The 15,599-nt window shown below is 65.9% G+C and carries 11 protein-coding genes; 6 read left to right on the top strand and 5 right to left on the bottom strand.

The annotated features are described in order from the left end of the window. The first annotated feature begins 24 nt into the window (after nt 1-24). The gene (gene pgmG, locus AX703_RS21265) at nt 25-1,434 is read left to right on the top strand and encodes a phosphoglucomutase/phosphomannomutase PgmG (protein WP_062347029.1); all 1,410 of its coding nucleotides are present in this window, start codon (nt 25-27) and stop codon (nt 1,432-1,434) included. Here the strand turns inward: pgmG and AX703_RS21270 are convergent. Further along, a complete protein-coding gene (locus AX703_RS21270; RefSeq protein ID WP_052242212.1) occupies nt 1,418-2,311 on the bottom strand; it encodes a BON domain-containing protein in 894 nt (297 codons plus the stop codon). The genes pgmG and AX703_RS21270 overlap by 17 nt on opposite strands. Before the next feature lie 177 nt (nt 2,312-2,488). On the opposite strand from AX703_RS21270, the gene AX703_RS21275 reads away from it, so the two are divergent. Genes AX703_RS21275 through AX703_RS21285 form a run of 3 tightly spaced genes read left to right on the top strand, consistent with a single transcriptional unit; the run spans nt 2,489 to nt 8,439 of the window. Further along, nucleotides 2,489-4,207, top strand: coding sequence for an Hsp70 family protein (locus AX703_RS21275; protein ID WP_062347031.1), 1,719 nt, complete (start codon nt 2,489-2,491; stop codon nt 4,205-4,207). A gap of 10 nt (nt 4,208-4,217) precedes the next feature. Then, nucleotides 4,218-6,002, top strand: a complete 1,785-nt coding sequence (locus tag AX703_RS21280) for a hypothetical protein (RefSeq protein WP_062347033.1) — start codon at nt 4,218-4,220, stop codon at nt 6,000-6,002. 22 nt (nt 6,003-6,024) lie between these two features. Further along, nucleotides 6,025-8,439 carry a ligase-associated DNA damage response DEXH box helicase gene (locus AX703_RS21285; RefSeq protein ID WP_062347035.1) on the top strand — a complete coding sequence of 805 codons (2,415 nt, stop codon included), beginning with the start codon at nt 6,025-6,027 and terminating at the stop codon, nt 8,437-8,439. 102 nt (nt 8,440-8,541) lie between these two features. Here the strand turns inward: AX703_RS21285 and AX703_RS21290 are convergent, their stop codons facing one another. Both AX703_RS21290 and gyrB read right to left on the bottom strand, forming a co-directional pair. Further along, nucleotides 8,542-8,751, bottom strand: a complete 210-nt coding sequence (locus tag AX703_RS21290) for a hypothetical protein (protein ID WP_052242259.1) — start codon at nt 8,749-8,751, stop codon at nt 8,542-8,544. Between the two features lie 44 nt (nt 8,752-8,795). After that, nucleotides 8,796-11,300, bottom strand: a complete 2,505-nt coding sequence (gyrB, locus tag AX703_RS21295; RefSeq protein WP_039333424.1) for a DNA topoisomerase (ATP-hydrolyzing) subunit B — start codon at nt 11,298-11,300, stop codon at nt 8,796-8,798. Between the two features lie 240 nt (nt 11,301-11,540). Here gyrB and AX703_RS21300 point away from each other — a divergent pair, with 240 nt between their 5' ends. Next, nucleotides 11,541-12,176: an HNH endonuclease gene (locus tag AX703_RS21300; protein ID WP_039333422.1), complete on the top strand. Its 636-nt coding sequence runs from the start codon at nt 11,541-11,543 to the stop codon at nt 12,174-12,176. A gap of 97 nt (nt 12,177-12,273) precedes the next feature. Here the strand turns inward: AX703_RS21300 and AX703_RS21305 are convergent, their stop codons facing one another. Both AX703_RS21305 and AX703_RS21310 read right to left on the bottom strand, forming a co-directional pair. Beyond that, the gene (locus AX703_RS21305; RefSeq protein WP_062347037.1) at nt 12,274-13,509 is read right to left on the bottom strand and encodes an MFS transporter; all 1,236 of its coding nucleotides are present in this window, start codon (nt 13,507-13,509) and stop codon (nt 12,274-12,276) included. 4 nt (nt 13,510-13,513) lie between these two features. Continuing rightward, on the bottom strand, nt 13,514-14,524 hold the full coding sequence (locus AX703_RS21310; RefSeq protein ID WP_062347039.1) for a nitronate monooxygenase family protein: 1,011 nt from the start codon (nt 14,522-14,524) through the stop codon (nt 13,514-13,516). A 307-nt stretch (nt 14,525-14,831) separates the two neighbouring features. On the opposite strand from AX703_RS21310, the gene AX703_RS21315 reads away from it, so the two are divergent. Then, a complete protein-coding gene (locus tag AX703_RS21315) occupies nt 14,832-15,506 on the top strand; it encodes a pentapeptide repeat-containing protein (RefSeq protein ID WP_062347040.1) in 675 nt (224 codons plus the stop codon). The last annotated feature ends 93 nt before the right edge of the window (nt 15,507-15,599 follow it).

Raw genomic sequence — 15,599 nt, forward strand, 5'->3', positions numbered from 1 at the left:
TCAGGTCGCCGAGGCAGCAACCGGATGACCGCGCACCGCTTCCACCCTTCGATCCTGCGCGAATACGATATTCGCGGCGTCTTCGGCGAAACGCTGAGTGCGGACGATGCCCGCGCGGTGGGGCGCAGCTTTGGCTCGGTGGTACGATCACGCGGCGGCGCCCGCGTAGCGGTCGGCTGCGACGGGCGCATCAGCACGCCGGTGCTGGAACATGCACTGGTCGAGGGACTGACCGCCAGCGGGGTTGACGTGGTGCGGATCGGGCTGGGACCAAGCCCGATGCTCTACTTTGCGGCAACGCCCGGTTCGGGCGGGTTAGCCCCAGAGGTGCAGGGCGGCGTTCAGGTAACCGGCAGCCACAATCCCGCCAATCACAATGGCTTCAAGATGGTACTTGAAGGTGCGGCGTTCTTCGGGAGCGACATAGTCGATCTCGGGCGGATCGCCGAGGAAGGCGCGTGGACTTCCGGCAACGGGCGCGTCGAGGACGCCGACGTTTCCGCCGCCTACGTCGATTGCCTGATCGGCGCGCTGGATGGCATCGGCTTGGATGTGCTGCAAGGACTCGCCATCGGCTGGGACGCGGGCAACGGCGCTGCCGGCCCCCTGATCGACGCGTTGACCGCCCGGCTGCCCGGACGGCATGTCCTTCTTCACACGAGCGTGGACGGCCATTTTCCCAACCATCATCCTGATCCGACTGTGGAAGCCAATCTCACCGATCTTCGCCGCGCTGTCGCGGCGGGAAGCCTCGACTTCGGACTGGCATTCGACGGGGATGGAGACAGGATCGGGGCTGTCGATGGCCGGGGTCGCGTGCTCTGGGCCGACCAGCTCCTGGCGATCTATGCCGAGGAAGTCCTGCGCGAGCGCCCGAAATCCACGATTATCGCCGATGTGAAAGCCAGCTCAACGCTGTTTGCACGCATTGCAGAGCTGGGCGGAACGCCCCTGATGTGGAAAACCGGGCATTCGCCGATCAAGTCCAAAATGAAGGAGACACTTGCCCCGCTGGCCGGGGAAATGAGCGGCCACATGTTCTTTGCCGACCGTTACTTCGGATATGACGATGCGCTCTATGCCGCCGTCAGGCTGATCGCGGCAACCGTCAGGCTGGGCAAGTCGGTCACGCAGATGCGCGATGCCATGCCCGAAATGGTCACGACGCCCGAGTTGCGCTTCGCCGTGCCCCGCGAACGGAAAGCCACAGCGGTGGCCGAGGTATTGCAGAATCTCCGCACGGAAGGCGCCGAGGTGAACGACACCGACGGCGTACGCGTCGACACGGCCGACGGCTGGTGGTTGCTGCGATCGTCCAACACCGAGGATGTGCTGGTGGTTCGCGCCGAGTCCGCCGACGAAGGCGGGCTCGACCGGCTCATGGCCGAAGTCGACACCCGCCTTGCTGCCGTGGGGATCAGGCGTCCGGCGTGACCGAACGGTCGCCGTTGCCCCAGCCCAGCGTGCCGCCCTGGCCTTCGAGACCACTGCCGGCCTTCACGCGCAGGTTGTTTTGCACGTGCTTCACCCCGCCGATGTCCTCGACGACGTCTTCCGCGCGGCGCTTTTCGGCGCGGCTGCCAACCGTGCCGGCCAGCGTCACTTCACCTTCGGTGACCATCACCGTGATCTGGCGCGCATCAATGTGATGGTCGTCGGTCAGGCGATCGTTGGCGTCCTCGCGGATGCGTTCGTCCGAGCGCGTGTAGTCGCCCGGGCCCTTTCCGCGATGGCTCTCGCGCTGGCCCCCTCGTCGGCTATTGTCCCGGTCGTCATCAGCGCCGAACCAGCCGCGCACCTCGTCGACAGCACGGTCGAAAAAGCCGCGGGGATCATGGTCGCCGTAACCGCCGCGACCGCTGTAGCCGTAGGATGACGGGTAACCTCCGGCCGAGCCGGTGCCATAGGCGCCGTATCCGGCTGGCCCACCCCAGGCACGACGGCCTTCGCCATAGTCTTCTGCCGTGAAATAATCGGCGGTGTTTGCGGCGTTGCCGCTGGCCGTATCTCGCCAGCGCGAGCGGCCCTGCGGGGCGCGGGCCTGCCCCGTGTAGTGCCGGTCGCCCACTTCCCAATCGTGGGTACGCCGATCGCCGCGCATGTCCTGGTCCATCCATCCGGTTGGCGGATCGCCCAGCGGCGTTGACGCCCCGGTCGAGCCGGAGCGACCCCACTGGTCACGGTCGCGGTCGCTGCGGTCATAGCGATCCCGGTTGAATTCCGGGGCGAACTCGCCGGAATAATCGCGGCTCTGGCGTCGCTCTTCGTCCTGCCAGCGGTCGCGCGAGTTCCAATCCATGCGTTGGCCCATGGCTTTTTCTCCTTTCAAGGCGTTGTCATGGAAAGAAAACGGACAGGGGCGTGCCCTGCCCCCTCGCCCCGGCGCATCCACGGTCCATCCCGTCGTGCCTGCTGCCCGGCGCGCTTTGCGCTTGCCAACCGCGCGGGCCCTGTCGCATCACGCCGGTTGATATCTGCAGGAAGACGAATGCTCATCGGGATCGATCTGGGGACCACCAACAGTGCGGTGGCCATGTGGCAGGCAAACGAGAACGGCGGAGAGGCAAAGCTCGTGCCGAATGCCCTCGGGGCGCTGCTCACCCCTTCTGCCGTTTCGGTCCTGCCCGATGGCACGACGCTGGTCGGAGCCGCCGCGCTGGAGAGGATGGGCCTCAAGGATGGGGCCACCGCAACCAGTTTCAAGCGATTCATGGGCACCGACCGCAAGGTGAAGCTGGGCAAGAAGGAGTTCTCTGCCGAGGACCTGTCCGCGCTCGTGCTCATGGCCCTGCGCGACGATGTGGCCGCCTGCACCGGCACCCGCCCCACCGAAGCCGTCATCACCGTGCCCGCCTATTTCAACGACCGCCAGCGCAAGGCGACCCGCCGCGCCGGTGAACTGGCGGGCCTAACCGTACGCCGCCTGATCAACGAACCAACCGCCGCCGCACTCGCCTTCGGCCTGCAGGACAAGGCCGAGCGCGAGCCGTTTCTGGTGTTCGACCTGGGCGGAGGCACTTTCGACGTCTCGATCGTCGAGATGTTCGAGGGCATCGTCGAGGTCCGCGCCTCGGCAGGGGACAACCGGCTGGGCGGTGATGATTTCAATGCCGCTCTGGCGATGGCCGTGCGTGGGCGGCTCGATCCCGACGGCCTGCTCGCCAAGCTGGAAGAACCGCGCGCACAGGCCCTGCTGCTGCAGGCCGCCGAACGTGCCAAGCGCGCGCTGAGCGAGGGGCAGGAAGCCGAATTTGCAGTGACGGTCGAGGACCAGCGGCTTTCCACCACGATCACCACGAGCGAATTCGAGGCCCAGGCCGAAGGGCTGATCCGCCGGTTGCGCGATCCGGTGGTGCGCGCCCTGCGCGACAGCCAGATCGACGCCGCGTCCTTGAGCGAAGTCGTGCTTGTCGGCGGGGCGACGCGCATGCCGGTGGTGCGCAAGGCGATCACGCGCCTGTTCGGACGCTTCCCAAATTCCTCGGTCCATCCCGACCATGCGGTGGCGCTCGGCGCGGCCATCCAGGGCGGGCTGATCGCGCGCGACGGCGGGCTCGAGGAAATCCGCATCACCGACGTCTGCCCGTTTACGCTGGGCATCGAGACAGCTGAGCATTCGGCGCGCGGCACGATCCAGCAGGGCCTGTTCTCGCCGATCATCGAACGCAACACCCCGGTCCCGGTCAGCCGTTCTGGCATCTACAGCACGATGGGCGACAACCAGAAGCAGATCGAGGTGAAGATCTACCAGGGCGAGGCGCGCGAGGTTTCGGGCAACGTCCACCTCGGGCAGATCAAGGTGCCGGTCCCGGCGAAGCCTGCGGGCGAAGTCTCGATCGATGTGCGCTTCTCCTACGACAGTTCGGGCCTGCTCGAGGTGGACGTGGAAGTGCCGCTGACCGGCGCCAGGCACAACCTCCTCATCATCGACGAGGAAGACCGCAAGGCCGCGAAGGATCTCGATGCCCGGCGCCAGGCGCTGGCCGCGCTGAAGCACCACCCGCGCGAGGAGGCGGGCAACCAGGCGCTGCTGGCCCGCGCCGAGCGGTGCTACGAGGAATTCCTGGGCGATGTCCGCGCCGTCATCGGTGATCGCACCCGCATGTTCGTGGCCGCGCTCGACAGCCAGGAACCGCGGCGCATTGCCGATGCCTCGGCGATGCTGACAGAGCTTCTCGACATGCTCGAAGCCAACCCGCCGCTGTGACGCCAGAGGGATGACACCCACTCAAGCCTGGAAGGTCCTCGGGATCGCGAAGACGCCGGACGTGGCGGCGATCCGGCGCGCCTATGCCGAGCGCCTGAAAGCCATGGACGTCGACAAGGACGTTGATGGCTATGCCCGGCTGCGCGAGGCGCGTGACAGCGCCCTGCGCTGGGCGAAGATGCAGGCAGCACCGCCTGCGGACGAGGAGTTCGATCCTTTCGCGGGCGTGACGCCGCTCGGGGATGCCGGAGAGGCCGCTCCCGAGGCCGAACAATCAAGCTGGCTCTATGCCGCCCCTGCAGTGAAGGGGGAGGTTGATCCCAGCCTGACGCGCAAGCTCGGCGAGGCGGCACCGAAGCTTGACGTGACGCCGGGTTTCGTGGCCGCGCAGGCCCCGGCCGAACAGGCCATCGCGGTCAAGCGCGATCCGTTCGAACGCCCCGTCCTGCTGGGTCTGGAGCCAACCTCGGACGCGGTCATGCCGGCATGGGCGCACGAGCAGGCGCTCTATCGGCTGCTTCTGCCCGACATGGTGGACGACGAGGAGACCCTGCCGCCGCTCGAAGGCTGGGAGGAGGCCATGGCGCTCGGCCACCTCAAGGCCGTGCTGCGCAATGCCGAGACCGTCAGCGTCACCGCCTTTGACGAGATCGACAACTGGCTGGCTGGCATCCTTGCCCGCAGCTGGCCACGCTCGGCCCCGCTGCTGGAGCCTGCCGCCAAGGTCTTCGGCTGGGAAAGCGAGCGCGGGCAAGTTTCGGAAAGGCCGGCCATAGCCTTCCTCAACGCCCGCCTGCGCGGCCTGCGCTTCCGCGAAAAGGTGCAGGACCCGAAGCACCCGCTGCACAAGGCGTGGAACGAACTGACCACGCCCGCGCAACAGGGCAGCCGCAAGGGCTGGTTCGTCAAGCGCGCCGACGTGGAGCAACTGCTCGAAGGCGTGCGCAAGAACTTTCCGGAAGTGGAGCACTACTTCGATCCGTGGCGCGTGGCGCTGTGGGAAAAGAACACCAGCGCAAACGTCGGGCAGGGCTGGTTCAGCAGCGGTCGACTGATCCTGTTGGCGGTCATCTTCGGCGTACAGATCCTGCGGGTCGTGTTCAGCAGCAACGACAGCTCGACCGAACCCCCGCCGGTGCCGGAGATATCGATCAGCCAGAGTGCGCAAGAGAAGGAAATCGTCGGCCGCGCGGTTACCGCCGTGTTCGGGCCGGAGATCACCTTCGATGGCCTGCAGTCGCTCCAGCCCGATCTCGCCGCACTGTTCAGCGCCAACCGCACCATCGCGCGCACTGATGGCAGCAGTGATGGCAGCAGTGATGAGGCCTACACCGCGAAAGTGCAGGATCTGGTGCGCGAACGCATGTATGCGACTGCGCTTGTCGAAAAAGGGGGTCTGCTGGCCGATGTGCAGCGCATTCGTGCCGACCTGCTGCGCGCCGCGCGAAAGACCGGGCCTGATGCCTGCATGGCTTTCCTCCGCACGCGCCGCATGGCATCCGGGGTCAAGGTTCCTCCTGCCGTGCTGGAACGCGAACGCACCCTTGCGGTGAAGATGCTCGACGCCCGCCAGCTCGGCCCGCCGCAGCGGATCAAGCCGGGGACGGCAAGCGTGCCGGGTGAACTGATCGGCAAGGTCATCACCGAAACCGGCATACCCGACAAGCGCGTGCGACAGGCGATGGGTGGCAAGGGTTCGGACGCCGACCAGTGCGCGGTGACCATCGGCCTGATCGACGCCGCGCTTGGCTGGAAGGTGGCGACAGAACGAGAGGCGATCCTTTCGGTTCTGTAAGGCCGTGCCTATCTTGGGGGCGATGACGCTCGCTCCCTCGATCACTGACTGGTTCGAAAGCCGCAGCTGGCGCGTGCGGCGTCACCAGAGCGAGATGCTGGAAGCCGCCCGTGCGGGCGATCATGCCCTGCTGGTGGCCGATACCGGCGCGGGCAAGACGCTGGCGGGGTTCCTGCCGACGCTGCAGGATTTCGCAGGCGATGATCTGCCGGGCGACGGACTGCACACGCTCTACGTCTCGCCGCTGAAGGCGCTGGCGCATGACGTGCAGCGCAACCTTCTCACGCCCATCGAGGAAATCGGCCTGCCTATCCGGGTGGAGACGCGCAGCGGCGATACGCCTTCGGACCGCAAGGCCCGCCAGCGCGCCAAGCCGCCGCATGTGCTGCTGACGACGCCTGAATCGCTGTCCTTGCTGCTGAGCTATCCGGAAGCGGCAACGATCTTCGCGGGTCTGAGGCGGGTGATAATCGACGAGGTCCACGCCTTTGCCACCGGCAAGCGCGGCGATCTTCTCGCGCTCTCGCTGGCGCGGCTGCAGGCAATTGCCCCCGACATGCGGCGCGCCGCGCTTTCCGCAACCTTGGCCGATCCGCAGGACTTCTGCGCGTGGCTCGCGCCCGATGGCAATGCTGCTTCGGTGCAGCTGGTGGAGGGCGAAGCGGGCGCAAGGCCCGAACTTTCGATCATGAACCCCGAGGACGAGCGGGTGCCTTGGGGTGGCCATGCCGCTGCGTGGGCCGTGCCGCAGCTCTATGACGAGATAAAGCGCAACCAGACCACCCTGATCTTCACCAACACGCGATTCCTCGCCGAATACATCTTCCAACTGCTGTGGGACATCAACGACGACAAGCTGCCGATCGGCATCCACCACGGCTCCTTGTCGAAGGAAGCACGACGCAAGGTCGAAGGGGCGATGGCCCGCGGCGAGTTGCGCGCGCTGGTCTGCACCGCCAGCCTCGACCTAGGCGTGGACTGGGGCGATGTCGACCTGGTCGTGCAGATGGGCGCACCCAAGGGCTCGTCGCGCCTGCTGCAGCGCATCGGCCGCGCCAACCACCGCCTCGATTGCCCCAGCCGGGCACTGCTTGCGCCCGGCAACCGCTTCGAATTTCTCGAAGCATTCGCAGCGCAGGAAGCGGTCCACGAGGGGCGGCGCGATGGCGAGGACTTCCGCCCCGGCGGTCTTGACGTGCTGGCGCAGCACGTCATGGCCTGCGCCTGCGCCGGACCGTTTGACGAGAAGGCGCTCCATGCCGAGGTCCGCTCCGCCCATCCCTACCGCTGGGTCGATGAAGCGCAGTGGCAGCGCGTGCTCGAATTCGTGGCAACCGGCGGCTATGCCTTGCGCGCTTATGACCGCTTCAAGCGCATCGTGCGCGACAAGCATGGTACCTGGCGACTGACCCACCCCGAACATGCCGCGCGCCATCGCCTCAATGCCGGAATCATCGTCGATTCCGAAATGCTCGACGTGCGCTTTCGCAACGGCCGTTCGCTCGGCAAGGTCGAAGAGAGCTTCGGCGCGACGCTTTCCCCCGGCGATACGATCCGCTTTGCCGGGATGGACCTTGAGGTCGAAGGCGTGCGTGATCTTGAACTGATCGTGCGGGCGGCAAAGAAGCCGGGTCAGATCCCCAGCTACATGGGCGCGCGCCTGCCGCTGACCACGCACCTGTCCGATCGCGTGCGGGGGCTGATGGTCGATCGTGCAGGCTGGTCGCGCTTCCCTGATGACGTGCGCGAATGGCTGGAAATGCAGGACTGGCGCAGCCGGCTGCCGGGGCCGGGCATGCTGCTGGCCGAAAGCTTCCCCCACCAGAACAAGCACTACACCGTCTACTACACGTTCGAGGGCTGGAACGCGAACCAGTCGCTCGGCATGCTGATCACGCGCCGGATGAACGAGCTGGGCCTCGCCCCGCTGGGCTTTGTGGCCAATGATTATTCGCTGGCCGTTTGGGGTGCGAGGCCGGTCCTTGATCCCGCGCCGCTGCTCTCATCCGACATCCTCGCGCACGAGTTCGTGGAGTGGGTGCAGGAATCGCACCTGCTGCGCCGCGCCTTCCGCGAGGTGGCGGTGATCTCGGGACTGGTCGAACGGCAGCATCCGGGCAAGCGCAAGTCGGGCAAGCAGGTCACCTTCTCGACCGACCTGATCTACGACGTGCTGCGCAAGTACGAGCCTGACCACCTGCTGATCCAGGCCGCATGGGCCGATGCCCGCGCGCGGATGACCGACGTCGGCCGGCTGGGCGACCTGCTCGATCGCGCGGCTGGCCAGCTGGTCCACGTCGAGCTGGACCGCGTCAGCCCGCTTGCCGTGCCGGTGCTGGTGATGATCGGCCGCGAGACCACGCCAGCGGGCGCTGCGGATGATGAGCTTCTGGTCGAGGCGGAGAGCCTTGCCGCTGCGGCGATGCGGGCTGATTGAGGCGTAAAAAAGCGGGACCCCGGATCAAGTCCGGGGTGGCGGTTGTTTCAGCGCATCATTTCCTTCGTCACCCCGGGCTTGACCCGGGGTCCCGCTTCTTCGTCAATTCGTCTCGCGCGCCAGCCGGTCGGCCAGCTCGGCGATTTCCGAAGGATCGAGCAGCCACGTCCGCGTCGCCCGGCCCTCGCGGTGGATCGGCTTGGTCAGCAGCACGCGGGCATTGTCACGCGCGTGGGGCTTGTAGAGGCCGTAGTGCAGCGCACAGTCACGGATCGTGCCGATGATCGGGGCGCGGCCCTCAAGGTCGATCATCGTGGCGGGCTGGTCCCACGGGATTTCGTCGGTGAAGGCCACGATCAAACGTCCAGGTTCGCCACGTTGAGCGCGTTTTCCTGGATGAAGTCGCGGCGCGGCTCCACCACGTCGCCCATCAGACGGGTGAAGATCTCGTCGGTCACGTCGGCGTCCTCGACCTTGACCTGCAACAGCGAGCGGTTGTCTGGATCGAGCGTGGTTTCCCAGAGCTGCTCGGCGTTCATCTCGCCAAGGCCCTTGTAGCGCTGGATCGACAGACCCTTGCGGCCACCGGCAAAGACTGCATCGAGCAGTTCGGAAGGCCGCGTGATCGCATCCTTGACCTTGGCGGCAGGTGCGGCCGGTGCTTCATCATCCCCTTCGGCCAGGACCGGCGCAGGCTCTGCCTCGGCAGCCGTCGCGCGCACCAGACGGGCCATCCCGGCATAGACCTCGGCGTTCTCGGCGGCGAGCTTGGCCAGCTTGCGCGCCTCGGCGCTGACGAGAAAGCCCGCTTCGATCATGTGATGATCGGTCACCCCGCGCCACAGGCGCTGCACGTGATAACCACCCTCTTCCGATACCACGACGCTCCAGCGCGCTTCGGTATCGCCGCGGTTGAGCCAGTCTGCCGCCTTGGCGAGAGCAGCATCGCGCTGCTCGGCGCCCATCTCCGGCTCGAGCGCGCCCGAAAGCGCCAGCGCCTCGATGATCGAGGGGTTATAGCGGCGCGGCACGAAGCCCATCAGGTTGCGCATGCGCAGGGCATGGTCGACCAGCGCCTCGAGATCGGGGCCGCTGCGCGCACCACCGGCGGTTTCAAGAATACGGCCCGAAAGCCCCGCCTCGACCAGATAGCGGTCCATCGCAGCGTTATCCTTGAGGTAAACCTCGCTGCGCCCCTTGGCGACCTTGTAGAGCGGCGGCTGGGCGATGAAGAGGTGCCCGGCCTTGATGATCTCGGGCATCTGGCGATGGAAGAACGTCAGCAGCAGCGTGCGGATATGCGCGCCGTCGACGTCGGCGTCGGTCATGATCACGATCTTGTGATAGCGCAGCTTGTCGATGTTGAATTCGTCGCGCAGGCCGGTGCCCATCGCCTGGATCAGCGTGCCGACTTCCTTCGAGCCGATGATGCGATCGAAGCGGGCTCGCTCCACGTTGAGGATCTTGCCCTTCAAGGGCAGAATCGCCTGCGTCTTGCGATCGCGCCCCTGCTTGGCCGAACCACCTGCCGAGTCACCCTCGACCAGGAACAGTTCGCACTTGGCCGGATCGCGCTCCTGGCAGTCCGCCAACTTGCCCGGCAGCGAGGCGATGTCCATCGCGCCCTTGCGTCGGGTCAACTCACGGGCGCGCTTGGCCGCTTCGCGTGCGGCGGCGGCGTCGATCACCTTCTGCACGATGGCCTTGGCGTGGCCGGGATTTTCCTCCAGCCATTCGACCATCTTGTCGGCCATCAGGCTTTCGAGTGGCTGACGCACTTCCGACGAAACCAGCTTGTCCTTGGTCTGCGAGGAGAACTTCGGATCGGGCAGCTTGACCGAGACGATGGCGGTGAGGCCTTCGCGCATGTCGTCGCCGGTAAGGCTGACCTTCTCCTTCTTGAGCAGGCCCGACCGCTCGGCATAGCCGTTCAGCGTGCGGGTCAGCGCCGCGCGGAACGCCGCCAGGTGCGTGCCGCCATCGCGCTGCGGGATGTTGTTGGTAAAGCACAGAACGTTTTCGTAGTAGCTGTCGTTCCATTCGAGCGCGACATCGATGCCGATGCCATCGCGGTTGGCGGAGATCGCCACAGGCTCGGGCATCAGGGGCTGCTTGTTGCGGTCGAGATACTTCACGAAGGCCGCGATGCCGCCTTCGTAATAGAGATCGTGCTCCTTCACTTCCTCGTGCCGCTTGTCGCGCAGCATGATGCGCACGCCCGAATTGAGGAAGGCGAGCTCACGGTAGCGGTGTTCGAGCTTGTCGAAATCGAACTCAAGCACGTTCTTGAACGTCTCGTGGCTCGCCTGGAAGGTCACGCGCGTGCCCTTCTTGCCTTCAGGCGCCGGCCCGCGCACTTCCAGCGGCGCAACGGCATCGCCGTGCGCGAACTTCATCCAGTGCTCCTTGCCGTCACGCCAGATCGTCAGCTCCAGCCATTCCGACAGCGCATTGACCACCGACACGCCGACGCCATGGAGCCCGCCCGAAACCTTGTAGGCGTTGTCATCCGAGGTATTCTCGAACTTGCCGCCCGCGTGGAGCTGGGTCATGATGACCTCGGCCGCAGAGACGCCCTCTTCGGCGTGAATGTCGGTCGGAATGCCGCGCCCGTTGTCTTCCACCGAGACCGAGCCATCGGGGTTCAATTCGATCAGCACCAGATCGCAGTGACCGGCCAAAGCCTCGTCGATCGCGTTGTCGGAAACCTCGAAAACCATGTGGTGCAGGCCCGAACCATCGTCGGTATCGCCGATGTACATGCCGGGGCGTTTGCGCACCGCATCGAGGCCTTTCAGGACCTTGATGGAATCGGCGCCATAGGCGTTGGTGTTGGGTGTGTTTTCGTTGGTGCTCGACATAGTCTGCACATAGGCACGAAAGGGCAAAAACCCAAGCGAATCCGGCCTGTTTTACACAAGGGAAAGCCCCGATCGGCGCGCGGCGAAGGCAGGCTGTGGAAATGCACCCATTCAGCCCCTTGACGCCAGACTCGCAGGCGTGTTCCATGGGCGCATGTGTAACACTGCGGTCACCAGGCAAAGCCATGACTGCCCCTGCGGAGGCGCTCCCGCCTCTGTGTGCAGGGAAGAAGTCGGGACGTGCTCCATAAGGCGCTGATCGATCGGGCGGCTTCGGCCAGGCCCAACAGCGGTGACAGCACCGCCTTCAACGATGTTCTGCACAATGACCGGCATCTGGCGAACTGCCCCGCGCTGGTCCTCAATGCCGACTACACCCCGCTCAGCTATTACCCCTTGAGCCTGTGGCCGTGGCAGACCGCGATCAAGGCGGTGTTCCTCGAACGCGTCGACATCATCGAGACCTACGACCGCGAGGTCCACAGCGCCAGCTTCGGCATGAGGCTGCCCTCGGTCATCGCGCTGCGGCAATACGTGCGGCCGAGCGAGTATCCCGCCTTCACCCGCTTCAACCTGTTCCTGCGCGACCGCTTTCAGTGCCAGTATTGCGGCAGCCCCGACCTCTTGACCTTCGACCATATCGTGCCGCGTCGCCTCGGCGGGCGCACCTCGTGGGAGAACGTGGCAGCCGCCTGCTCACCCTGCAATCTCAGGAAGGGCGGACGCACCCCAGAACAGGCGCACATGCGGCTGATGAACCGCGCGATCCGCCCGACCACCTGGCAACTGCAGGAGCGCGGCCGCGCCTTCCCGCCCAATTACCTGCACGAAACCTGGCGCGACTGGCTCTACTGGGACGTCGAACTGGAAAGCTGAGGCGGTAGCCGATGCGGGCAGATGCTTCGACAAGCTCAGCATGAGCGGGTTTTATGGAGATCCCCGCTCGTCCTGAGCCTGTCGAAGGACGCTGGAACTAAGCCCGCCGCTCCAGCAACGCCGCTCCCTTCAGGAACAGCGCCAGCGTGACCAGAGAAATCGCCGCCGCCAGCAGGATCGGCATTCCCGGCAGGTGATATATCGCTTTCGGACCGCTGAACTTCTCCAGCGTCTGCGTGTACATCGGCGGTCCGATGATCGCTGCTATCGATCCGATCGACTGCACCGCGCCCTGCAACTCGCCCTGGCTGCGCGCATCGACCGCGCGGCTGTTGAACGCCGAGATCGGTGACTGCACGAAGCCCTGCAAGGCGCCCACTCCAATCGCCACGTAGACCTGCCACGGCTCCTGCGCCAAAGTGTAGAGCACCGCCGAAACGCACAGGCCTGCCACACCAAGCACAACCGCGCGTTTCTCACCCAGCACCGGCAGGAACAGGCGCAGGCCCACCCCCTGCACCAGCGCGCTGCTGAACCCCACCAGCGCCAGCGCCACGCCGACCTGGCCGACCGTGAATCCGTAGGCGGCAATCGCGAAGTAGGACCACGCCGCCGGGTAGACGATATGCGCCAGTTGCCACGTGCCGAGCGCCGCCACGAACCACAGCACTGTCGGGCTCTGCCCCTTCAGCGCGCGCAGCGAGGCCATGGCGTTTGCCTTCCGCCAGTCGAACGGGCGGCGGTTTTCAGGGGCCAGCGATTCCTTGAGGAAGAAGAACCCGAACACGGCATTGGCCAGCGCCAGCCCGGCGGCGGTGTAGAACGGCAGGCGCGGGTCGATCGACCCGAGCAACCCGCCCATCGCCGGGCCGACGACGAAGCCGATGCCGAATGCGAGCCCCATCAGCCCGAAGTTCGCCGCGCGCTTTTCGGGTGGGGTAACGTCGGCAATGTAGGCATAGGCCGGAGAGAAACTGGCGCCCGTGACGCCCGCAATCAGCCGCCCGGCAATCAGCCACCCGAAATTGGGCGCCATCGCCTGCAGCAGGTAATCCAGCCCTAGCATGAGCACCGCCGCGAGCAGTATCGGGCGACGGCCAAAGCGGTCCGAAAGGTTGCCCAGCACCGGCGCGAACACGAACTGCATCGCCGCATAGCCCGCCCCCAGCCAGCCGGCGTAACCTGCCGCGGTGCCGATATCGACATGCGTCAGGTCCATGATCAGGCCCGGCAGCACCGGCGTCACCACGCCAAAGCCGAGCATGTCGATCAGGACAATCGCAAAGACGACGCCGAAAGAGGCGCGATGCCCTGATGCTGCCCCTGCCGCCATGCGATCAGCGCCGCGAGAGCGCTGCCTCGCTTTCGGCCATGAGCTGGGCGATGATCTCGGCCACCGGCTCTTCCTTCGTCACCATGCCGACCGACTGGCCAGCCATGACCGAGCCGCGCTCGACATCGCCGTCGATCACCGCACGGCGCAACGCGCCTGCCCAGAAGTGCTCGATCTCGAGCTGGGCGGCGGCCATGTCGAGCTTGCCCTCGTCGAGCAGCTTGGCCACTTCCACCTGCTTTGCGGTGAACTCCTCGGTGCCCTTGTTCTTGAGCGCACGGACCGGAATTACCGGCAGGCGCGGATCGACCTGCACCGAAGCCACCGCATCGCGGGCATTGCCCCGGAAGAACGCCGCCTTGAACGCGGGATGCGCAATCGATTCCGTGGCGCAGGCAAAGCGGGTGCCAAGCTGCACGCCCGAAGCACCCATCTCGAGATAGCTGGCGATCATCTCCCCCCGCCCGATGCCCCCTGCCACGAACACCACGTGGTCTTCAGCCAGCGCGGGCAGGAATTCCTGCGCGAGCACCGAAGTGGAAACAGGGCCGATATGGCCGCCCGCTTCCGAACCTTCGATCACCAGCGCGTCCGCACCGGAACGCAGCAGCTTCTTGGCCAGCGCCAGCGTCGGCGCGAAGACGATGACCTTGGCGCCAAAGGCCTTGATCGCCTCGACGCTGCCCTTGGGCGGGATGCCGCCGGCGAGCACGACATGGCCGACCTTGTGCTTCGCACAGACCGCGATCAGGTCGAACAGCGCCGGGTGCATCGTGATCAGGTTCACGCCGAAGGGCTTGTCCGTCAGCGCCCTGGTTGCGGCAATTTCGGTATCGAGGAGTTCGGGCGTCATCGCCCCGCAGGCAATCACGCCGAAGCCCCCGGCGTTGCTGATTGCCGAAACAAGGTTGCGCTCCGACACCCAGCTCATCGCTCCGCACAGGATGGCGTGCTCCGTGCCGAGAAATTCGGCGCCACGGCGCATGAGGGCTGATGTCTTGGGTGTTGCAGGCATGCTTCGAGAATCCCGTCCGAAAGTCCGGCGCGCGCTTTAGGGCGGGTTTGGGGCGGCAACAAGGCCGGACTTGGCCGCATCATCGCCAGAAGCGATAACTCTGCGCAAGTTAACCTGTTTTACCGATCATGCCATGTCCGGTAGAAGGCTTGCATCAAGTGGGTTCCCCCTCACCCACCGAGCCCCGAGAGCCGGTCGTCTCAATCTCCTAGACTGGCCCGGGTCGCACCCCGCCCTTTGGCTCCGGATCGGGCCGGAGGGCGGGGTTTCATTTTGCCTGGCCGCAGATTTCGCCTAAGCGCGAGGCATGACGGAAATCCTCTCGGGCCAGACGCTTGTTCGTGCCGACATCGCTGCGCTTGCCGGCAAGGCCCCGCAACACCTCGAATCCTGCGACCTCGACGAGGCGGACCTTTCCAAGCTCGACCTCTCGGGCTGGACGTTCGAACGCTGCTCGATGCGCCACGCCGATCTTTCCGGCGCAAGGCTCGTCCGCACGGTCTGGCGGTCGACCAAGGCACCGTTTGCCAACCTGACCGGCGCGGATCTTGAAGAAGCGCAGATCCGAGGCTGCGATCTCAACAACGCATCGCTGCGCCGCGCCAACATCGGCTCGGCCAAGGTCGTCTCCACGCGCATGACCGGCGCGGACCTGCACATGGCCAAGGGCATGGGCTTCACCTTCGAGGAAGTGCTGCTGGTTGGCGCGCGCCTGCCCGGCCTCTCGTTCCGCAAGGAGAAGCTGGTGCGGCTCGACATGGCGCAGGCGGACCTTGCCAAGTGCGACTTCCGCGGCGCCGTGCTTGAAGGGTGCAGCTTGCGCGAAGCCAATCTCGATGGCGCGCAGTTTGCCGGCGCAGACCTTCGCGGCGCAGACCTCGGCGGGCTGCAACTCGAAGACGCCCGGGTCTTCCGTGGTGCCGTGATTTCGCGCGAGCAGGCCGAACAACTGCTGTCAGGCTGGGGCCTGCTGATCAGGTAGTCTTGTGGGCCCACCCCTGCCCCCTCCCGCCTGCGGGAGGGGAATGACAGGGCAGTGATAATCCCCCCTCCCGCAGGCGGGAGGGGCTGGGGG

This window comes from Novosphingobium sp. CCH12-A3 (genome assembly GCF_001556015.1).
Lineage (GTDB): Bacteria > Pseudomonadota > Alphaproteobacteria > Sphingomonadales > Sphingomonadaceae > Novosphingobium > Novosphingobium subterraneum.

Excerpts from the sequence above, each read along its gene's own strand:
- pgmG (WP_062347029.1), top strand. The coding sequence starts at position 25 with ATGACCGCGCACCGCTTCCACCCTTCGATCCTGCGCGAATACGATATT.
- AX703_RS21270 (WP_052242212.1), bottom strand. The coding sequence starts at position 2,311 with ATGGGCCAACGCATGGATTGGAACTCGCGCGACCGCTGGCAGGACGAA.
- AX703_RS21275 (WP_062347031.1), top strand. The coding sequence starts at position 2,489 with ATGCTCATCGGGATCGATCTGGGGACCACCAACAGTGCGGTGGCCATG.
- AX703_RS21280 (WP_062347033.1), top strand. The coding sequence starts at position 4,218 with ATGACACCCACTCAAGCCTGGAAGGTCCTCGGGATCGCGAAGACGCCG.
- AX703_RS21285 (WP_062347035.1), top strand. The coding sequence starts at position 6,025 with ATGACGCTCGCTCCCTCGATCACTGACTGGTTCGAAAGCCGCAGCTGG.
- AX703_RS21290 (WP_052242259.1), bottom strand. The coding sequence starts at position 8,751 with ATGATCGACCTTGAGGGCCGCGCCCCGATCATCGGCACGATCCGTGAC.
- gyrB (WP_039333424.1), bottom strand. The coding sequence starts at position 11,300 with ATGTCGAGCACCAACGAAAACACACCCAACACCAACGCCTATGGCGCC.
- AX703_RS21305 (WP_062347037.1), bottom strand. The coding sequence starts at position 13,509 with ATGGCGGCAGGGGCAGCATCAGGGCATCGCGCCTCTTTCGGCGTCGTC.
- AX703_RS21310 (WP_062347039.1), bottom strand. The coding sequence starts at position 14,524 with ATGCCTGCAACACCCAAGACATCAGCCCTCATGCGCCGTGGCGCCGAA.
- AX703_RS21315 (WP_062347040.1), top strand. The coding sequence starts at position 14,832 with ATGACGGAAATCCTCTCGGGCCAGACGCTTGTTCGTGCCGACATCGCT.